Source organism: Sphaerimonospora mesophila (assembly GCF_001417795.1).
In the GTDB taxonomy this organism is placed as follows: Bacteria; Actinomycetota; Actinomycetes; order Streptosporangiales; family Streptosporangiaceae; genus Sphaerimonospora; species Sphaerimonospora mesophila.
This window is the reverse complement of sequence record NZ_BCBX01000035.1, coordinates 227055-241408: the sequence shown is the minus strand read 5'-3', so window position 1 is coordinate 241408 and position 14354 is coordinate 227055. Positions and strand designations below refer to the sequence as shown.

Here is a 14354-nt window from a genome sequence, read left to right as displayed (position 1 = left end):
CGACGGTCTGGGAGAAGCCGATGACCTGGATATCCCGAGGACCGGCCGTGAGCGGGAGGACGATACACGACGCGGTCATGGCCGCCGCCCGGCGCGATCCCGCGCGCATCGCGGTTCGCTGCGAGGAACACGCGATCAGCTACGCGGAACTGGTCACCGACGCCGAGCGGATCGCCCGGCACCTCATCGGCACGGGTGTGTCACCCGGCGGCGTGGTGCCGGTCGTGGCGCGGCGCACCGCCGACCTTCCGGCCGTCCTGCTGGGGGTTCTGCTGGCCGGCGCGGCGTACGCGCTGCTCGACGTCCGCTGGCCGGTCGCGAGGATCGCCGCACTACTGGAGGCGATGCGGCCCACGGTGGTGCTCGCCGATCGCACGGGAGCGGAACACCTGGCCGGGGCGGCCCTGGAGTGCGTGTCGTTCGCCGAGCTCGACTCGAAGGCCGACCTGCCCCTGCCCGAGGTGACGCCGGACGACGTCGCGACGCTGTTCTGGACGTCGGGCAGCACCGGTGAGCCCAAGGCCGTGCTCTCCCCGCACCGGGCCACGACGAGGTTGTTCGGCGCCGAGCCCTGTGTGCCGTACGGCCGGGCCCCCAGGATGATCAGCGCGGCGGCGGTGGCCTGGGACGCGTTCACGCTCGAACTGTGGGGGATGCTGACCCGGGGCGGGACGGTGCTGCTCCACGAAGACGACGTGCTCCTGCCCGCCTCTGTCCGCGCCTATGTCGCCGACTTCGGCGCGACGCACCTCTTCCTGACTCCCGCGCTGTTCGACGTGCTGGTCACGGCGGATGTCGAGTGCTTCGGCGGGCTGCGGGTGCTCACGCTCGGCGGTGACCGGCCCCCCGTGGAGAACTGCCGGAAGTTGATCGACACGTTTCCGTCGATCGAGCTCTACAACGGTTACGGACCCGTCGAGAGCTGCGTCTTCGTCACCACCCACCGCATCGACAGAACCGATCTCGACGGCGACGGAGGGATCCCGGTCGGGCGGCCGGTGGCGGGAACCGACATCTACGTGGTGCGGGACGGCGCGCCGGTCCCGGGCGGAGAGCCCGGTGAGATCGCCATCGGAGGGACCGGTCTCGCCCGGGGATATCTCGGCGATCCCCGTCGTACGGCGGAGGTCTTCCGCGACCTCGTGGTGGAGGGAGGGACGCGCCGCGTCTACCTGACCGGTGATCGGGGGTGGCTGGACGGGGCAGGCACGCTGCACTTCGGCGGCAGGCTCGACAGCCAGTTCAAGATCGCCGGGCATCGGATAGAGCCGGGGGAGATCGAAGCGGCCGCCCGTGCCGTCGGGTGTGCCCAGGCGGTCGCGATGCCGGTCACCCGGAGGAACGGCACCCGGTGCATCGCCCTGTTCGCGGTGCCGTTCGAGGGACGGGTGACGGACGAGAGCATGCGCGCCGCGCTCAAGGAGAGGCTCCCCGGCTACATGGTGCCGGCGGCCGTCCATCTCCTGGACTCGATTCCCTTCACGGAGAACACGAAGATCAACAGGCGGGCGCTGGCGAGCCGGTTCGGTTATGCGCCATGACCACGGCCACGGCCGCGGCGGATCGGGAGGGATCGGATTTGACGGTACGCGCCCGGGCGGAAGAGCAGGTCGCCGTCGCGCTCGAGTACGTCCAGGGAAAACGCAGGATCGAACGGGTGCTGGAGGCGGCCGACGTGCTCCTCACCCGCTTCGCCGGCGAACCGGACATCCACCGCCGGCTGGAGATGTTCTTCGAGCTGGTGCGGCGGAATTTCAGCCAGGAGATCTCGGTGGAGTTCGACGGCTCGGTGTTCCGTACCGAGGACAGGGCTCAGGAGGCGGACGCGGTGGACTGCGCGTTCCTGATCGAATGTCCCGATGGGAGGCATGGGGTGATCACGGTCCGTTACGCGCCGCCGGGAACACTTGGCCTCACCGCCTCTGAGTGGCGCGCCGCGATGGGGCTGCTGGCCCGGATCGCCGGCCTCGGATCCGGGGGTCACGCGCGATGCGTACGGTGACGGCGGTCGATCAGAACACGTTGCTGAGCCGGCCGGACTGGTATCGCCGTCTTCCCGCAGGAAAGGACGTCCACCTCCTCGGCACGGGGGTGGTCGCGGTCACGGGAAACCGGGCGGCGCGCGAGGCGCTGACCCATCCGGGGCTGGTGGCCGATCACCCGCTCAAGGCCAGCTCCCGGGCGTTCGGCCCCAACGTGCTCGACTGTGACGGCGCCCGCCATCGTGAGTTCCGCGCGCTGCTCGCGCCGATCCTCGCCGCCGGCCGGATCGAGCGGTGGCGGCGGCTGCTGATGCCCGGTCTGATCGACGCGCTGGTGGACGACGTCCTCGGCCGGGAGACGGAGGACTTCTACCGTGACCACGCCCATCGGGTTCCTTACGGGATCGTGTGCACGATCCTCGGTGTCGATCGGTCGCTGGAGGGCCGGTTCCACGAGCTGACCCGCCCGCTGGCGCGGCTGCTCGACTACCCGACGGAGGAGACCGAGGCGACCCACGCGAGCATGGCCGCGCTGCTGGCGTTGTTGGGTGAGGAGTGCCGGGCCGAGTCGCTGCGGCCCGACTCGCTGCTGGGCACGATCGAGCGTACGCGTGACCGCAAGGGCATCGCCCTGACCGACGAGGAGGTGCGGTCGACGGCCCTGCTGTTCTTCCTGGCGGGTACGGAGACCAGCAGCGCCTTCATCACCTCGATGGTGTACTGCCTGGGCCGCTCGATCATGGACATGGACGAGTTGCTCGACGAATCGGTCCGCGACGCCTTCATCGAGGAGACGCTGCGCCTGTATCCACCGGTGCAGACGATCGCGCGGTTCGCCGAGGCCGATCTGCTCCTGGGGGACGTCCCGGTGCCGCGGCACTCCCTGGTCCTGGTCTCCCTCGCGGCGGCCAACCGCGATCCGGAGATCTTCCCCCACCCGGGGCGGTTCGATGTCGGGCGCGCCACGAAGGCATCGGTGCCGTTCTCCGTCGGACCGCACAGCTGCCCCGGGGCGCCGCTCGCCAAGACCGAGTTCATGCTGCTCCTGGAGACCCTCGCCCGCCGCTGCGCGCAGGTCTCGATCACCGGTGACCGGGTGCTGCTGGAGAGCCAGTCGTTCTCCCGGCCGGTGGGGTTCTCCGTCCGCTTTCAACCGAGATCAAAGGACGTGTGCTGATGGGAAGCAAAATCGAGGCCCTGCGTGAGTGGATCAGGGGACTGCACGACGAACCCGTCGAGATCGCCGACGACACCGACCTGATCGAGTCAGTTCTCGTGACGAGCCTGCAGTTCGTCTCGATGGTCATCGAGATCGAGCGCCTGCATGGCGGGCGGATCGAGCCCGGAGTGATCAGGATCGATTCCATGCGGTCGCTGAAGGCGATCGACGCCGCCGTGTTCCAGGGCGCTTAGCGGGCGCGGATGAGACGAGACAGCGGGAACCGTACGGCCGTCGCCGTGGTGTCGGGGACGTCGTCGGGGATCGGCGCGGCCGTGGCGACGGAGTTCCTCCGGCGGGGATACACCGTCGTCGGCGTCTCCCGGCGGGGCAACGCCGACCTGAAGGGCGATCCGCGCTATGTGGACTGCCACGCGGATCTGCGGGAGCGGGACGCCGTGCGCTCGGCGCTCGAGTCGGCCGGGGAGACGGTCGCCGACGGGGTGGCCGCCGTGGTGCTGAACGCCGGATTCTCCCCGCCCCCGCACGCCCTGGCCGACGTGCCGCCGGAGCTCACCGTCGGGACGTACGAGAGCAACGTCCTCACCGCGCTGAATCTGGTCCAGGCGACCGTTCCCCTGCTCCGGCGGAACGGCGGCGGCTCGCTGACGTTCGTCGGGGCCAGCCTGGCCAACGGATATGTGCCGGAGCGCTGGCCGTACGCCGCGAGCAAGGCCGCGATGACGACGCTGATGCGGGCGTGCTCGGTCGAGTTCGCCGACAGCCGGGTGATCGCCAATGAGGTGCGTCCCGGCCCGGTGGCGACCCCCATGACGATGGGCGAGACGGCGTACGACATCAGCGACGAGATTCTCCAGGTGATCAACGAGGGGTACGGAACCGACTGGCTGAAGGGCCCCCGGCAGGTGGCCGGGTGGATCGTCGACATCGCGGAGTTTCCGGCCAACGGACCGACCGGTCAAGTGTTCAACTACAGCAGAAAAGTGCCGCTTTAAGGGAGGACGCCGTGATGACGGACTATCCGTCGACAAAGCAGTTGGTGGACCTGTTCGACCGGGCGTCGCCGGGAATGGTGGTGACCGATTCCGGTGGGCGCGTCGTGCTGGCCAACAAGGCGGCCGGGGAACTGCTCGGTACGCAGGCCATTAAGGGCGCCGCGCTCCCCGATATTTTGGGCGTGACCGATTATCCGGCGCTGCTGTCCGCCGGACGCCCCGTCGAGAACCGCGCGGTCTCCTATCCCGATCCCGAATTCCCCGCCGGCTTCGTGAACATCGGGTTCGGCGGCGTGGACGGGGAGGTTCACGGCTTCTGGGCGCTGCGTCCGTCGACCGATCTGCCCGCGCCGTCGCCAGGCCCGGCGGGCGGGGCCGGATCGGGCGCGGCGTGGATCGCGCGAGTGGACCGGCCCGACGCCGCGTACACCTCGGCCGGCCCCCGGGCCGTCCACCTGATCAAGGCCTACTACGACCACTGCCCGGTGGCCATCCACCTGATCGAGGAGGACGGCACGGTGGCCCACGCGAACTGGAAGGACATCGAGATCGTCGGTGCGAGCCGGGCGCCGGACTCCTACGTCGGGCACCACATCCGCCGCATCTACGCGGACAAGGAGGTCGTCGAGGACTTCCTGGGCAGGTGGGGGGAGGACGCGCCGATCATCGACTTCCGGGCGGACTTCCTGAACGACGGCGAGCGGGTGCCCGTGGTCATCTTCTCCACCGCGAACGTCGTGGACGGCTCGCTCAGGAACACCCGCTGCTTCGTCTTCCCCGACGACGCCCCGCACCGCCACCGCGACCGCGTCGGGGCGCTGGACCTGAGCTTCTGACCCGGCCCGCTGGTCCCCGAATGGTGTGGATTTATTCCGGATATAACCGATTGATCGAAAAATTTCCGTCGGGGAGTTTCGCGTAGCGCAGGTCCGGGCTCATCACCTGGAAACGACGGGCGCCGCACGGCCTAAATCGCGAGTCATCGCGACCACGCCTTGCGGCGCCGGTGCACGCCCGGGTCACCGATGACAGGTGTATAGTCTCTCGCATGGTCCTGTTCGGTCTTCTTCTTCTCCGCTGCCGCAGCGGGGTTTGACGACGACCGGCACCCCGCTGCGGGGTTCCACAATGCCGGTCAGTCGTCTGACCGATGAAAAGGGACCGATCAAATGCCTCGCAGCGACATGTCTTCCCCTCGATTTCCCACAATACGGACCCCCGCCGGTCCGGTTCCCGCCGATGCGCCCGCCTGGAATCCACAGCGGCACAGCGCCATGCCCAGCCACCGTTATCGCCCCGTGCACGAGCGGGTCGAGCTGCCGCTGACCAGCCGTACCTGGCCCGACCGGCGGATCGAACGCGCTCCGCTGTGGGTGCCGGTGGACCTCAGGGACGGCAACCAGGCCCTGGCCGAGCCGATGGACACGGCGCGCAAGCGGCGCATGTTCGATCTGCTGGTGGCGATGGGCTTCAAGGAGATCGAGGTCGGCTACCCGTCGGCGAGCCAGACCGACTTCGATTTCGTCCGGCATCTCGCCACCCGCGACGACCTGCCCGGCGATCTGACCATCTCGGTGTTCACCCCGGCCCGCGCCGACCTGATCGAGCGGACCTTCGAGTCGATCGAGGGCCTGCCGCGTGTGCTGGTCCACCTGTACACCGCCACCGCGCCCACCTGGCGCGAGGTGGTGCTGGGACGGGAACGGACGGAGCTGTACGGAATGATCCGTACGGCGGCCGAGCAGGTGGCGCGGCTGGCGGACGCGCGTCCGGGTCCGCCGGTGCGGTTCGAGTTCTCGCCCGAGGTCTTCAACCTGACCGAGCCCGATTTCGTGCTGGAGGTGTGCAACGGGCTGACCGCGCTGTGGGACGCCTCCCCGGACCGTCCGGTGGTCCACAACCTGCCGGCCACGGTGGAGGTCGCGACGCCCAACGTGTACGCCGACCAGATCGAGTACATGGACCGGCATCTGACCCGGCGCGACGCGGTGATCCTGTCCGTGCACCCGCACAACGATCGCGGCACCGGCATCGCCTGCGCGGAACTCGCGGTGCTCGCGGGCGCTCAGCGGGTCGAGGGCTGTCTGTTCGGCAACGGGGAGCGCACCGGAAACGTGGATCTGGCCACCCTGGCGCTGAACCTGCACGCCCAGGGCGTCGATCCGATGATCGACTTCTCGGACATCGACGAGATCCGGCGGACCGTCGAGCACTGTAACCGCATCCCCGTCCACATTCGGCACCCCTACGTCGGGGATCTCGTCTACACCGCCTTCTCCGGCACGCACCAGGACGCGATCAAGAAGGGCATGGCGCACCACACCGCCCAGGCGGCAGAACTGGGCGTGCCGGAGGGGGAGGCGCCGTGGGCGGTGCCGTACCTGCCGATCGACCCGGCGGACGTCGGCCGGACCTACGAGGCGGTGATCCGGGTCAACAGCCAGTCGGGCAAGGGCGGGATCGCCTATCTCCTGCAGGTCGGCTACGGCCTGGAGCTGCCGCGGCGGCTCCAGCAGGAGTTCGCCCAGGTGGTGCAGCGCGCCACGGACGGCAGCGGCCAGGAGATGACCGGCAAGGAGCTGTGGAGCCTGTTCTCCGCCACCTACCTGGCGCCCTGCGACGACGGTCCCATCACACTGGCCGACTGGTACGTCACCGAGCCCAGGCCGGGTGAGCACGAGTTCGAGGGGGTGCTGCGCACTCCCGACGGTGCGGAGAAGAAGGTGTCCGGCCAGGGCAACGGGCCGGTGTCGGCCCTCACCCGGGCGCTGGGCACGATCGGCGTCGAGGTGGACATCCGCAACTTCACCCAGCACGCCACCACCCCGGGGCCGCAGAGCGCGGCGGTGGCCTACGTCGACTGCCTCGTCAACGGCACGCCTGTCTGGGGGGCGGGGCAGGACACCTCGGTGTTGACCGCGTCCATCCGAGCGGTGCTGTCCGCCGTCAACCGCGCGTCCTGACGTCCGTACGGCCCGGCCCGGTGTCGCGCCGGGCCGTACCTCCAGGTTCTCGGCTCCTCGGCGCCACGGATCAGTGCCGGCGCGAGAGACGGCGCAGGGCCCGGCGCAGTCGCCCCATGACCGGCCGGCGGTGGCCTCCCTGGGCGTCGCGGGCCTGCCGCAGCTCGGCCAGGGCCGTCGCCGCTTCGGGGCGCTTGCCCGGCGTCGGCTCGCGCATGCGCCGTACCAGATCCATGATCTCCGGCGCGACGCCGCCCGCGTCCGGCTCGGCGTCGACGCCGGGGGTGGGCAGCTCGCCGGTGAGGAGCTGGAAGGCGATCACCCCGGCGGAGTAGACGTCGGACGCGGTGGTCATCCGGTCGGGCCGCGCCCGGCACTCCGGGGCCACGTAGTGCACGTCGAGGATGTTCGGCAGCTCGTTGGCCACGGTGTGCTTGCGCGGCCCCGGCTTGGCGTAGTCGAAGCCGGTGAGCATGGCATGGCCGGAATCGGTCACGAGCACGCAGGCGGGGGTGAGCGCCCGGTGGATGACCTTGTTGGCGTGCACGTGGGCGAGGCCGGCCAGCATGTCCTCGAACACGCCGAGCTTGGCCGTGACGCCCAGTTTCCGTCCGGTGAGGTGCAGGTGCAGCGCCTGGCCGTGCACGTCGTCGAGCACCAGGACGAACCGGCTCTCGTCGTCGATCGCGAAGAAGTCGCGCGAGCGTACGACCCGGGGATGCGGCGGGATCTTCGCGAGCGCCTGGTAGGCGTTGGCGATGCGCCGCTGCTCGGCCACCCGCCGCCGCTCGGGCGCCATCGGGTCGGCCCGATAGACCCGCAGCAGGACGGTCTCGCTGGTGGGCGCGGTAGCGTTGACGGCGCGGTATTCGGTGACCCGGCTGTCGCCGCCGAGTTGCTCCTCGACCTCCCAGTTGCCGAACCGCGGCGGCGCGGTGGACCTGCGCACGGTCCCGTTGAGCGCCTCGATGATCGCCGTGCGGTACGGCGCGGCGTCCCGGCTGCAGCCGTGCCTGACCCGCGACACGTCGCTGAGCATGTCGACGAGGCCGGCGAGGTTGGTCACATGTCGCGCGTCGCGGCCACTGGGGTCGACGAGTACGGCTCCGGGGGCGGTCAGCACGACGATGTTGTCGACGTACAGCCGCTCCAGCTCACGATGCTCGTCGATGAGCAGGCCCTTCAGTGCCCGAGCCGTACCACGCAGCTTGGCGACCGGGGACCCGAACGCCTCCCGGTGCTGGGGGAACCACCGGTTCCCCGCGACCTGGAATCGGCCGCGCGCGCCCTTGACGTCGATCACGCAGAGCGAATGACCGGTGAGCACCGCCACGTCGACCTCGAACAGGTCGGCCCCGCGCGGCACCTCGATGTTGTGCAGCAGCAGCCAGTCGTCAGGGGCGTTGTCACGCAGGTGCGCGATGACCCTTCGTTCGGCGTCATTGACGGGCCGCCCGCCACCGACGATCTGAGCCATCTCCCTTGTGCCGCCTCTCTGACCAGAATGAGAACTCCATCCTCCTTGGTATCGGTATTCCCGCGCCACCACTGAATTTCCCACCTATGTCCAAGCTGACACCTCCCGTCCCCACCTCCCCTTCCGCCGTGATCTTGTAGTTGCTCGCATCCATGGCCGCTGACCGGCCGTTTCTCGTTCCTGATCTTGCAGAAACTTGCACAATGGCCCGCTGACCTGCCTGTTCATCATCCGTGATCTTGCAGCGGTTTGCGTTTCTGTTCGTCGCGGCCGTACGGCATCTCCGCGCAGAACACCAGGTCGAAGCGGTCCGGCGTCTCATGGCTGAGGATGCCGGAGTGTACGAACCGCACGCGGGCCGAGGCCCCCTCGGCGTGCCGCCGGGCGCTCCGGCTGATTGCGGCAGCCGCGTCCGCCCGTCCGTCTGATCGGCGCGACACCTGAGGGGTGGTTTGCTGGGCGATTTGTCGGGAATTCGGGGAGAATGCGAGTAGTCGTGGTCGGTGCGACCGGAAACGTCGGAACCAGCGTTCTCAGCGCACTCGAGTCCGATCCCGCGATCACCTCGGTCGTCGGGATGGCGCGGCGGATGCCCGGCTGGCGGCCGGGGAAGACCGAGTGGCGACAGGCCGACGTCTGCCGTGACGACCTCGGGGAGATCTTCTCCGGCGCCGACGCGGTGATCCACCTCGCCTGGCTGTTCCAGCCCACCCATAATCCGGTGACGACCTGGAACACCAACGTCATCGGCAGCGTCCGGGTGTTCCGCGCCGCCGCGCGGGCCGGTGTGTCCACGCTCGTCCACGCGTCCTCCGTCGGCGCCTACTCGCCGGGCCCGAAGGACCGGATGGTCGACGAGAGCTGGCCCACACACGGCTGGCCTGGCGCCGCCTACGGGCGGGAGAAGGCGTACGTCGAACGGGTCCTCGACACGTTCGAGCGCGATCATCAGGACATCCGTGTCGTCCGTATGCGCCCCGGTTTCATCTTCAAACGGGAGTCCGCGACCGAACAGCGGCGTCTGTTCGCCGGGCCGTTCCTGCCGCAGCGGCTGGTCCGGCCAGATCTGATCCGGTTCGTCCCGGACATCCCCGGGCTGCGCTTCCAGGCGCTGCACACCGCCGACGCCGCCGAGGCGTACCGACTCGCCCTCACCCGGCCCGTCTCCGGGGCGTTCAATCTGGCCGCCGATCCGGTCATCGACCCGGCCGTCCTGGCGGAGATGCTCGGGGCGCGGCGGGTCCCGGTGCCGCCGATGGTGGCCAGGGGCGCGGTCGCGGCGGGATGGCACATGCGGCTGATCCCGGCCTCGCCCGGCCTGGTGGATATGGCGCTGCGACTGCCCATCATGGACGTGACGAGAGCCCGCACCGAGCTGGGGTGGGAGCCCCGCCACAGCGGTACGGACGCACTGCGCGCGGTGATCGACGGCATGAGCGGCGGGGCGGGCATGGACACACCTCCGCTCGCGCCCGAGTCGGGGGTGGGCGGTCGGATCAGGGAGGTGACCACGGGCGCCGGGACGCGTCCGTGAGATCGAGCGATCGGACCTGAGAGGATCGAGGAGGCGGAGGGCATGCCGCTCGTGGACCGGGAATGCGCTCGGCGGCTGCTGGAGTCGGACGATCCGGACGTGGCGCTGGTGTTCGTCCGCGGCGAATGCCTCGTGCTGCCCGTCGACGAGATCGACGACGAGCATCGGGGCCTGGTGATCATACGGCGCAGTGATCTTCCGGACGACCTCGTCGGCGCTCCGATCTCCGATGACCGGGTGGAAGCGCTGGCCTGCCGGTTGGACAACGCGGCCAGGGATCTCGGCGGCTGACCGGGTGGCGTCGGGCCACTCACGTACTGTTACGGTATCGTTGCCTAACGTCATGACATCGACTCGCACCGCCGGCCTGGTGATCGGCCTCGGCATCGGCGGCTTCATCGACGGAATCCTGCTGCACCAGCTGATGGGCTGGCATCACATGCTCAGCGGGTGGTATCCGCATGACGACCGTCTCAACATGATCGGTGACGGACTGTTCCACGCGGGCTGTCTCGCGCTGGTGATCGCCGGCATCGCGATGCTGTCGCGCCGCGGCCCGCACCCCGGGCGCGAACTGCTCGGGTACGGCATAGCCGGCTGGGGCGTGTTCAACGTCCTCGAGGGCCTGGTGGACCACCAACTGCTGGGGGTCCATCACGTACGGCCCGGCCCGCACCAGGTCGCCTACGATCTCGGGTTCCTCTTCCTCGGTGCGGTTCTCGTCGCGATCGGGCTGCTGCTGGCGAACGGTCCGCGGCGTGGCGCCCGGAGTGGCCGCGGCACGAGGGGTCGCCGCCGCGGTTGACGGGCCCCTCCCGCAAAATGACGGCGTGTCGCCGCCTGACCCAAAATTCCGGAAAGCGCGTACGGACAAATCGGACAGTAAAGCGCTCTTATCGGGACATAATGGGGCTAAAGTATATAGCAAACTGTGATTCGATCGTCACTCTTCGTAGGGACCGCAGAATACTGCTCGATCTCCATTGCGTTACGCGGCGCATGAATGTGACCATGAAATCCACCGTCCGGTATCCCCCGCCGGGGCGGCGCGAAGGCGCTGCGGGGGAATCCCGTACGGCCTCGTGGCGCTCTGGAGGGATCCCGCTCGGTCCGGGCATCTCGGGGGCATGCGTTCCCCCGATGGAGCATATGGAGAGGGGGCCACGATGACTGCCACTCGGCCTCGCGTACGCGGGGGACGCCGTGACGAGAAGCGGTTTCACGACCCGGAGTTCGGCTCCTGGATCGGGGAGGTGGCGAGAACGGTCCGGGACGTAGTTGACAGCACCCCCCGGACCATCCGCCTCTGCATTCTGATCGCGGTTGCCGCCGCGTCATGGGCATACCTCAGGTAGCGGTTCACCTGTGGTCGCGGACCCCAGATTAGGGCGAGCGGTCGGCCTCGTCGGCCCGATTTACGGGATCACGACGATAACGAGGCCAATTCCAACGCTTGACCGGGGTCCGCGACCACCGTTTTTGCTCCCGCCGACAGCCGGTTTGAACCCCCGCGAGGGGTGAGGTGATCAGTGGTGGAGGTGAGAGAGCGGTCAGGCGTCGCTGTGGGCTTCGGAACCGACGGACGCCGGGTGAAGGCTCATCGACAGGCGGACCCGGGAGTGCCCCGGGGCCTGCTCGATGCTCACCGTGTCGCAGAGCAGGCCGATCAGCCACAGTCCGTAGCCGCGGTTGGCGTGGGGACCCGGTCGGGGCCGCGGCACGTCGTCGGGGCGCAGCCGGCCCGCATTGTCGACGATGTCGACGGCGAGGTGGTCGTCGTCGTGCCATACGGTCAGCGTGCCGGACCCGCCCCCGTGTTCGAGCACGTTGATGGCGGCCTCGTTGGCGGCGATGACGAGGTCGTCCAGCCGGGTTCCGGTGAGTCCGGCCTGGACGGCGTAGCTCTGGACGTGCTCGCGCAGGGCGGCCAGATCATCCGTGATCGGCCACTGCCGGAGGTGATCCTCCACCTTTCCCTCCTCGATGCCGCCCGTCTTCACCCCCGCCGGGGCTCCCCCCTCAGGGGTTCCCTCCGCCGGGACCGCCGCTCGATCGGTTGGTCACCCGAGACCATGATGGTGGCGGGTGCTTCTGCAACGCTACCGGAACCCGGAACGGTGCCCGGACCGGAGGGCGGAGGGGTGCGGCGAGGCATGACTTTTGAGCACGACCTAGTCCGATGACGACCGGATCCGGGCCCTGGCCGCGCCGAGCGCCTCCGCCAGATCGGTCGTGACGGAGAACGCCTTGATGAGCCCGGTGATCCGGAACATCTTGGTCAGCCGGGCGTTGAGATTCACCAGCGAGACGGCTCCGCCGCGCTCGCCCAGGAGTTCACGGATGTCGAGCAGCGTACGCAGGCCGGTCGAGTCGCAGAATTCCAGACCGCTCAGGTCGAGGACGAGTTCCCGGTGCTCCGGTGCCAGGGTGTCCCCGACATTCTCACGAAGTCGATCGGCATTGGAATAGTCCAGCGCTCCGGTCAGCGCGACGACCAGAATGCGGTCATCGCCGCCGCTCGGGGCCGGGGTCAGTTCGACGGAGGCTGTCACTCGCACACCTCGGCGGATGCTGTGGCACGGTCAGGGGCGGGGAGGCATTCGAAAACGACGCCCGTCGCCCGCGTGGATCCAGACGGATGTTTCGCGGGGGGTCGTCTGGGCCGCGCGCGGCAGGGCACGGTTCTCACCGCACTCCCCGGGGTTGTGTTCGACAAATCATGCCGTGCCATATGCGCAGTGGTGAACGCTTAGCGACGGACGGCATTTGTCACGCACCCCCCAGAACTGGCCGCCGGGCAGGCGAGCCTCGATCAGGCCGTCAGCCAGTTTAAGCCACGAGGACGTCACGACCCCAACGCAGACCGTGTCCCCTTGCCCGTGGCGTGGCATCGCCAAGAAATCACAAAAGTGGTTTTCCCCGCATCCACCTGGGAAAACGGCTTTTGACCATTGGCCGCCCCTAGAGGAGAAGTCGGTAAGACCGCGCATGCCTGACGGGACAAGGGGGACCCAGTTCGGCACCGGTCGGGGAACCTCCCTCGTCACGACGGCGAAGTCGGCCGCCACGGCAGGGGCAGCGGCAGCGGCACGGCACCCCATCCCGCGGCTCACCGTGGGAGTGGAAGAGGAGTTCCTGCTTCTCGATCCCGCGACCGGACGTGTAGTTCCCGCCGCCGAGGACGTTCGCCGCCGGGTGGACGGCCGGGTGGCTACCAGCCTGGTGCCAGAACTGACACAGTTCCAGCTCGAGACCAACAGCACGGTGCACACGGATCTCGGGTTGCTGCAGCGCGAGCTGTTCGAGATGCGGGGGGCCGTGGCCGTCGCCGCCGCCGCGACGGGAGTACGGCTCGCCGCCTGCGGTACGGCGCTGCACGGCAATGCCGGGATGCCGCCGCTGTCCGTCTGCCCGCGCTATCACGCCATGCTCAAGGAGTTCGGCGCGGTGCTGCGCGGTCAGGGCGTGTGCGGGTGCCACGTCCATGTGGGCATCGACGACCGCGAGGAGGCGGTGCGGGTCAGCAATCACGTACGTCCCTGGCTTCCCATCCTGCAGGCACTGACCAGCAATTCCCCCATATCCGACTCGATGGACACGGGTTACGCGAGCTGGCGGGCGATGATGATGGGCAGGTGGCCGAGTGCGCGACCTCCGCCGTACTTCCGCTCCGTTCGGCACTACGAACGCCTGGTCGACGGCATGCGGGCCAGCGGTGCGATTCTGGACCGTGGGATGATCTACTGGCTCGTCCGGCTCTCCGATCATGTGCCCACCCTCGAGTTCCGCGCCGCCGACTCCTGCGCGACGGTGGCGGAGACGACGATGCTGGCCGGGCTGGTGCGCGGGCTGGCCGCCAGCGCGCTGCGGGAGGTGCGGGCCGGCGTGCGCGCGCCGTGGATCGACGACACGCTGCTGAGCGCCGCCTGGTGGCGGGCGGCTCGCGACGGGATCGAGGGCGAGGGGCTCGACCTGATGTCCGGCAGACGCGTGCCCGCCTGGGATCTGGCGGACCGGCTGATCGAACACGTACGGCCCAGCCTGGAGGAGAGCGGAGACTGGCCGCTGGTGTTCCGCGTCCTGTGCCGGCTGCGGCGGCGTGGCTCGGGAGCGGCCCGCCAGCGCGCCGTCTACGCGTCGCGGGCCCGGCTCGCCGACGTCGCCGCCCTGCTCATACGGCAGACACCGGCCGCGCCGGCCGAACTCCCCTGACCGGCGCGATG

Annotated in this window: 15 protein-coding genes; 11 read left to right on the top strand and 4 right to left on the bottom strand. The window is 69.3% G+C overall.

Translation table 11 applies throughout. The features are described from left to right. Positions 1-47: 47 nt before the first annotated feature. The 7 genes from AP234_RS14915 to leuA all read left to right on the top strand — a co-directional run bounded on the left by AP234_RS14915 (position 48) and on the right by leuA (position 7120). A complete protein-coding gene (locus AP234_RS14915; protein WP_160330444.1) occupies positions 48-1541 on the top strand; it encodes an amino acid adenylation domain-containing protein in 1494 nt (497 codons plus the stop codon). After that, entirely contained in the window at positions 1538-2002 is a 465-nt protein-coding gene (locus AP234_RS14910) for a hypothetical protein (protein ID WP_055480252.1), read from the top strand. Before AP234_RS14915 ends, AP234_RS14910 begins: the two co-directional genes overlap by 4 nt. Continuing rightward, a complete protein-coding gene (locus tag AP234_RS14905) occupies positions 1999-3159 on the top strand; it encodes a cytochrome P450 (protein WP_055480251.1) in 1161 nt (386 codons plus the stop codon). Before AP234_RS14910 ends, AP234_RS14905 begins: the two co-directional genes overlap by 4 nt. After that, positions 3159-3395, top strand: coding sequence for a hypothetical protein (locus tag AP234_RS14900; protein ID WP_063842946.1), 237 nt, complete (start codon positions 3159-3161; stop codon positions 3393-3395). Before AP234_RS14905 ends, AP234_RS14900 begins: the two co-directional genes overlap by 1 nt. A gap of 9 nt (positions 3396-3404) precedes the next feature. After that, positions 3405-4157 (top strand): SDR family oxidoreductase, encoded by a 753-nt coding sequence (locus AP234_RS14895; RefSeq protein WP_083502119.1) that lies wholly within the window; start codon positions 3405-3407, stop codon positions 4155-4157. Between the two features lie 14 nt (positions 4158-4171). After that, entirely contained in the window at positions 4172-4993 is an 822-nt protein-coding gene (locus AP234_RS14890; protein WP_055480248.1) for a PAS domain-containing protein, read from the top strand. 438 nt (positions 4994-5431) lie between these two features. Continuing rightward, the gene (gene leuA, locus AP234_RS14885) at positions 5432-7120 is read left to right on the top strand and encodes a 2-isopropylmalate synthase (protein WP_152990419.1); all 1689 of its coding nucleotides are present in this window, start codon (positions 5432-5434) and stop codon (positions 7118-7120) included. Between the two features lie 70 nt (positions 7121-7190). Here leuA and mads6 read toward each other — a convergent pair whose 3' ends face one another. Beyond that, the gene (gene mads6 / locus AP234_RS14880) at positions 7191-8597 is read right to left on the bottom strand and encodes a methylation-associated defense system protein kinase MAD6 (RefSeq protein ID WP_055480246.1); all 1407 of its coding nucleotides are present in this window, start codon (positions 8595-8597) and stop codon (positions 7191-7193) included. A gap of 227 nt (positions 8598-8824) precedes the next feature. Beyond that, a complete protein-coding gene (locus AP234_RS39185) occupies positions 8825-8950 on the bottom strand; it encodes a hypothetical protein (RefSeq protein WP_268778056.1) in 126 nt (41 codons plus the stop codon). A gap of 131 nt (positions 8951-9081) precedes the next feature. Between AP234_RS39185 and AP234_RS14875 the strand changes: the two genes are divergently transcribed. The 3 genes from AP234_RS14875 to AP234_RS14865 are packed head-to-tail and all read left to right on the top strand — an operon-like array spanning position 9082 to position 10936. Further along, entirely contained in the window at positions 9082-10131 is a 1050-nt protein-coding gene (locus AP234_RS14875; RefSeq protein ID WP_055480245.1) for an NAD-dependent epimerase/dehydratase family protein, read from the top strand. 42 nt (positions 10132-10173) lie between these two features. Then, positions 10174-10422: a hypothetical protein gene (locus tag AP234_RS14870; RefSeq protein WP_055480244.1), complete on the top strand. Its 249-nt coding sequence runs from the start codon at positions 10174-10176 to the stop codon at positions 10420-10422. 52 nt (positions 10423-10474) lie between these two features. After that, on the top strand, positions 10475-10936 hold the full coding sequence (locus AP234_RS14865; RefSeq protein ID WP_055480243.1) for a DUF2243 domain-containing protein: 462 nt from the start codon (positions 10475-10477) through the stop codon (positions 10934-10936). Positions 10937-11681: 745 nt separating this feature from the next. Here AP234_RS14865 and AP234_RS14855 read toward each other — a convergent pair. Continuing rightward, a complete protein-coding gene (locus AP234_RS14855) occupies positions 11682-12101 on the bottom strand; it encodes an ATP-binding protein (RefSeq protein ID WP_063842945.1) in 420 nt (139 codons plus the stop codon). Between the two features lie 201 nt (positions 12102-12302). Then, positions 12303-12683 (bottom strand): STAS domain-containing protein, encoded by a 381-nt coding sequence (locus tag AP234_RS14850; protein WP_055480240.1) that lies wholly within the window; start codon positions 12681-12683, stop codon positions 12303-12305. Between the two features lie 436 nt (positions 12684-13119). Between AP234_RS14850 and AP234_RS14845 the strand changes: the two genes are divergently transcribed. Further along, the gene (locus AP234_RS14845; protein ID WP_055480239.1) at positions 13120-14343 is read left to right on the top strand and encodes a carboxylate-amine ligase; all 1224 of its coding nucleotides are present in this window, start codon (positions 13120-13122) and stop codon (positions 14341-14343) included. Positions 14344-14354: the final 11 nt, after the last annotated feature.

Coding starts and splice junctions, on each gene's coding strand:
- AP234_RS14845 (WP_055480239.1), top strand. CDS start 13,120: ATGCCTGACGGGACAAGGGGGACCCAGTTCGGCACCGGTCGGGGAACC.
- leuA (WP_152990419.1), top strand. CDS start 5,432: ATGCCCAGCCACCGTTATCGCCCCGTGCACGAGCGGGTCGAGCTGCCG.
- AP234_RS14890 (WP_055480248.1), top strand. CDS start 4,172: ATGACGGACTATCCGTCGACAAAGCAGTTGGTGGACCTGTTCGACCGG.
- AP234_RS14910 (WP_055480252.1), top strand. CDS start 1,538: ATGACCACGGCCACGGCCGCGGCGGATCGGGAGGGATCGGATTTGACG.
- mads6 (WP_055480246.1), bottom strand. CDS start 8,597: ATGGCTCAGATCGTCGGTGGCGGGCGGCCCGTCAATGACGCCGAACGA.
- AP234_RS14895 (WP_083502119.1), top strand. CDS start 3,405: ATGAGACGAGACAGCGGGAACCGTACGGCCGTCGCCGTGGTGTCGGGG.
- AP234_RS14900 (WP_063842946.1), top strand. CDS start 3,159: ATGGGAAGCAAAATCGAGGCCCTGCGTGAGTGGATCAGGGGACTGCAC.
- AP234_RS14875 (WP_055480245.1), top strand. CDS start 9,082: ATGCGAGTAGTCGTGGTCGGTGCGACCGGAAACGTCGGAACCAGCGTT.
- AP234_RS14865 (WP_055480243.1), top strand. CDS start 10,475: ATGACATCGACTCGCACCGCCGGCCTGGTGATCGGCCTCGGCATCGGC.
- AP234_RS14870 (WP_055480244.1), top strand. CDS start 10,174: ATGCCGCTCGTGGACCGGGAATGCGCTCGGCGGCTGCTGGAGTCGGAC.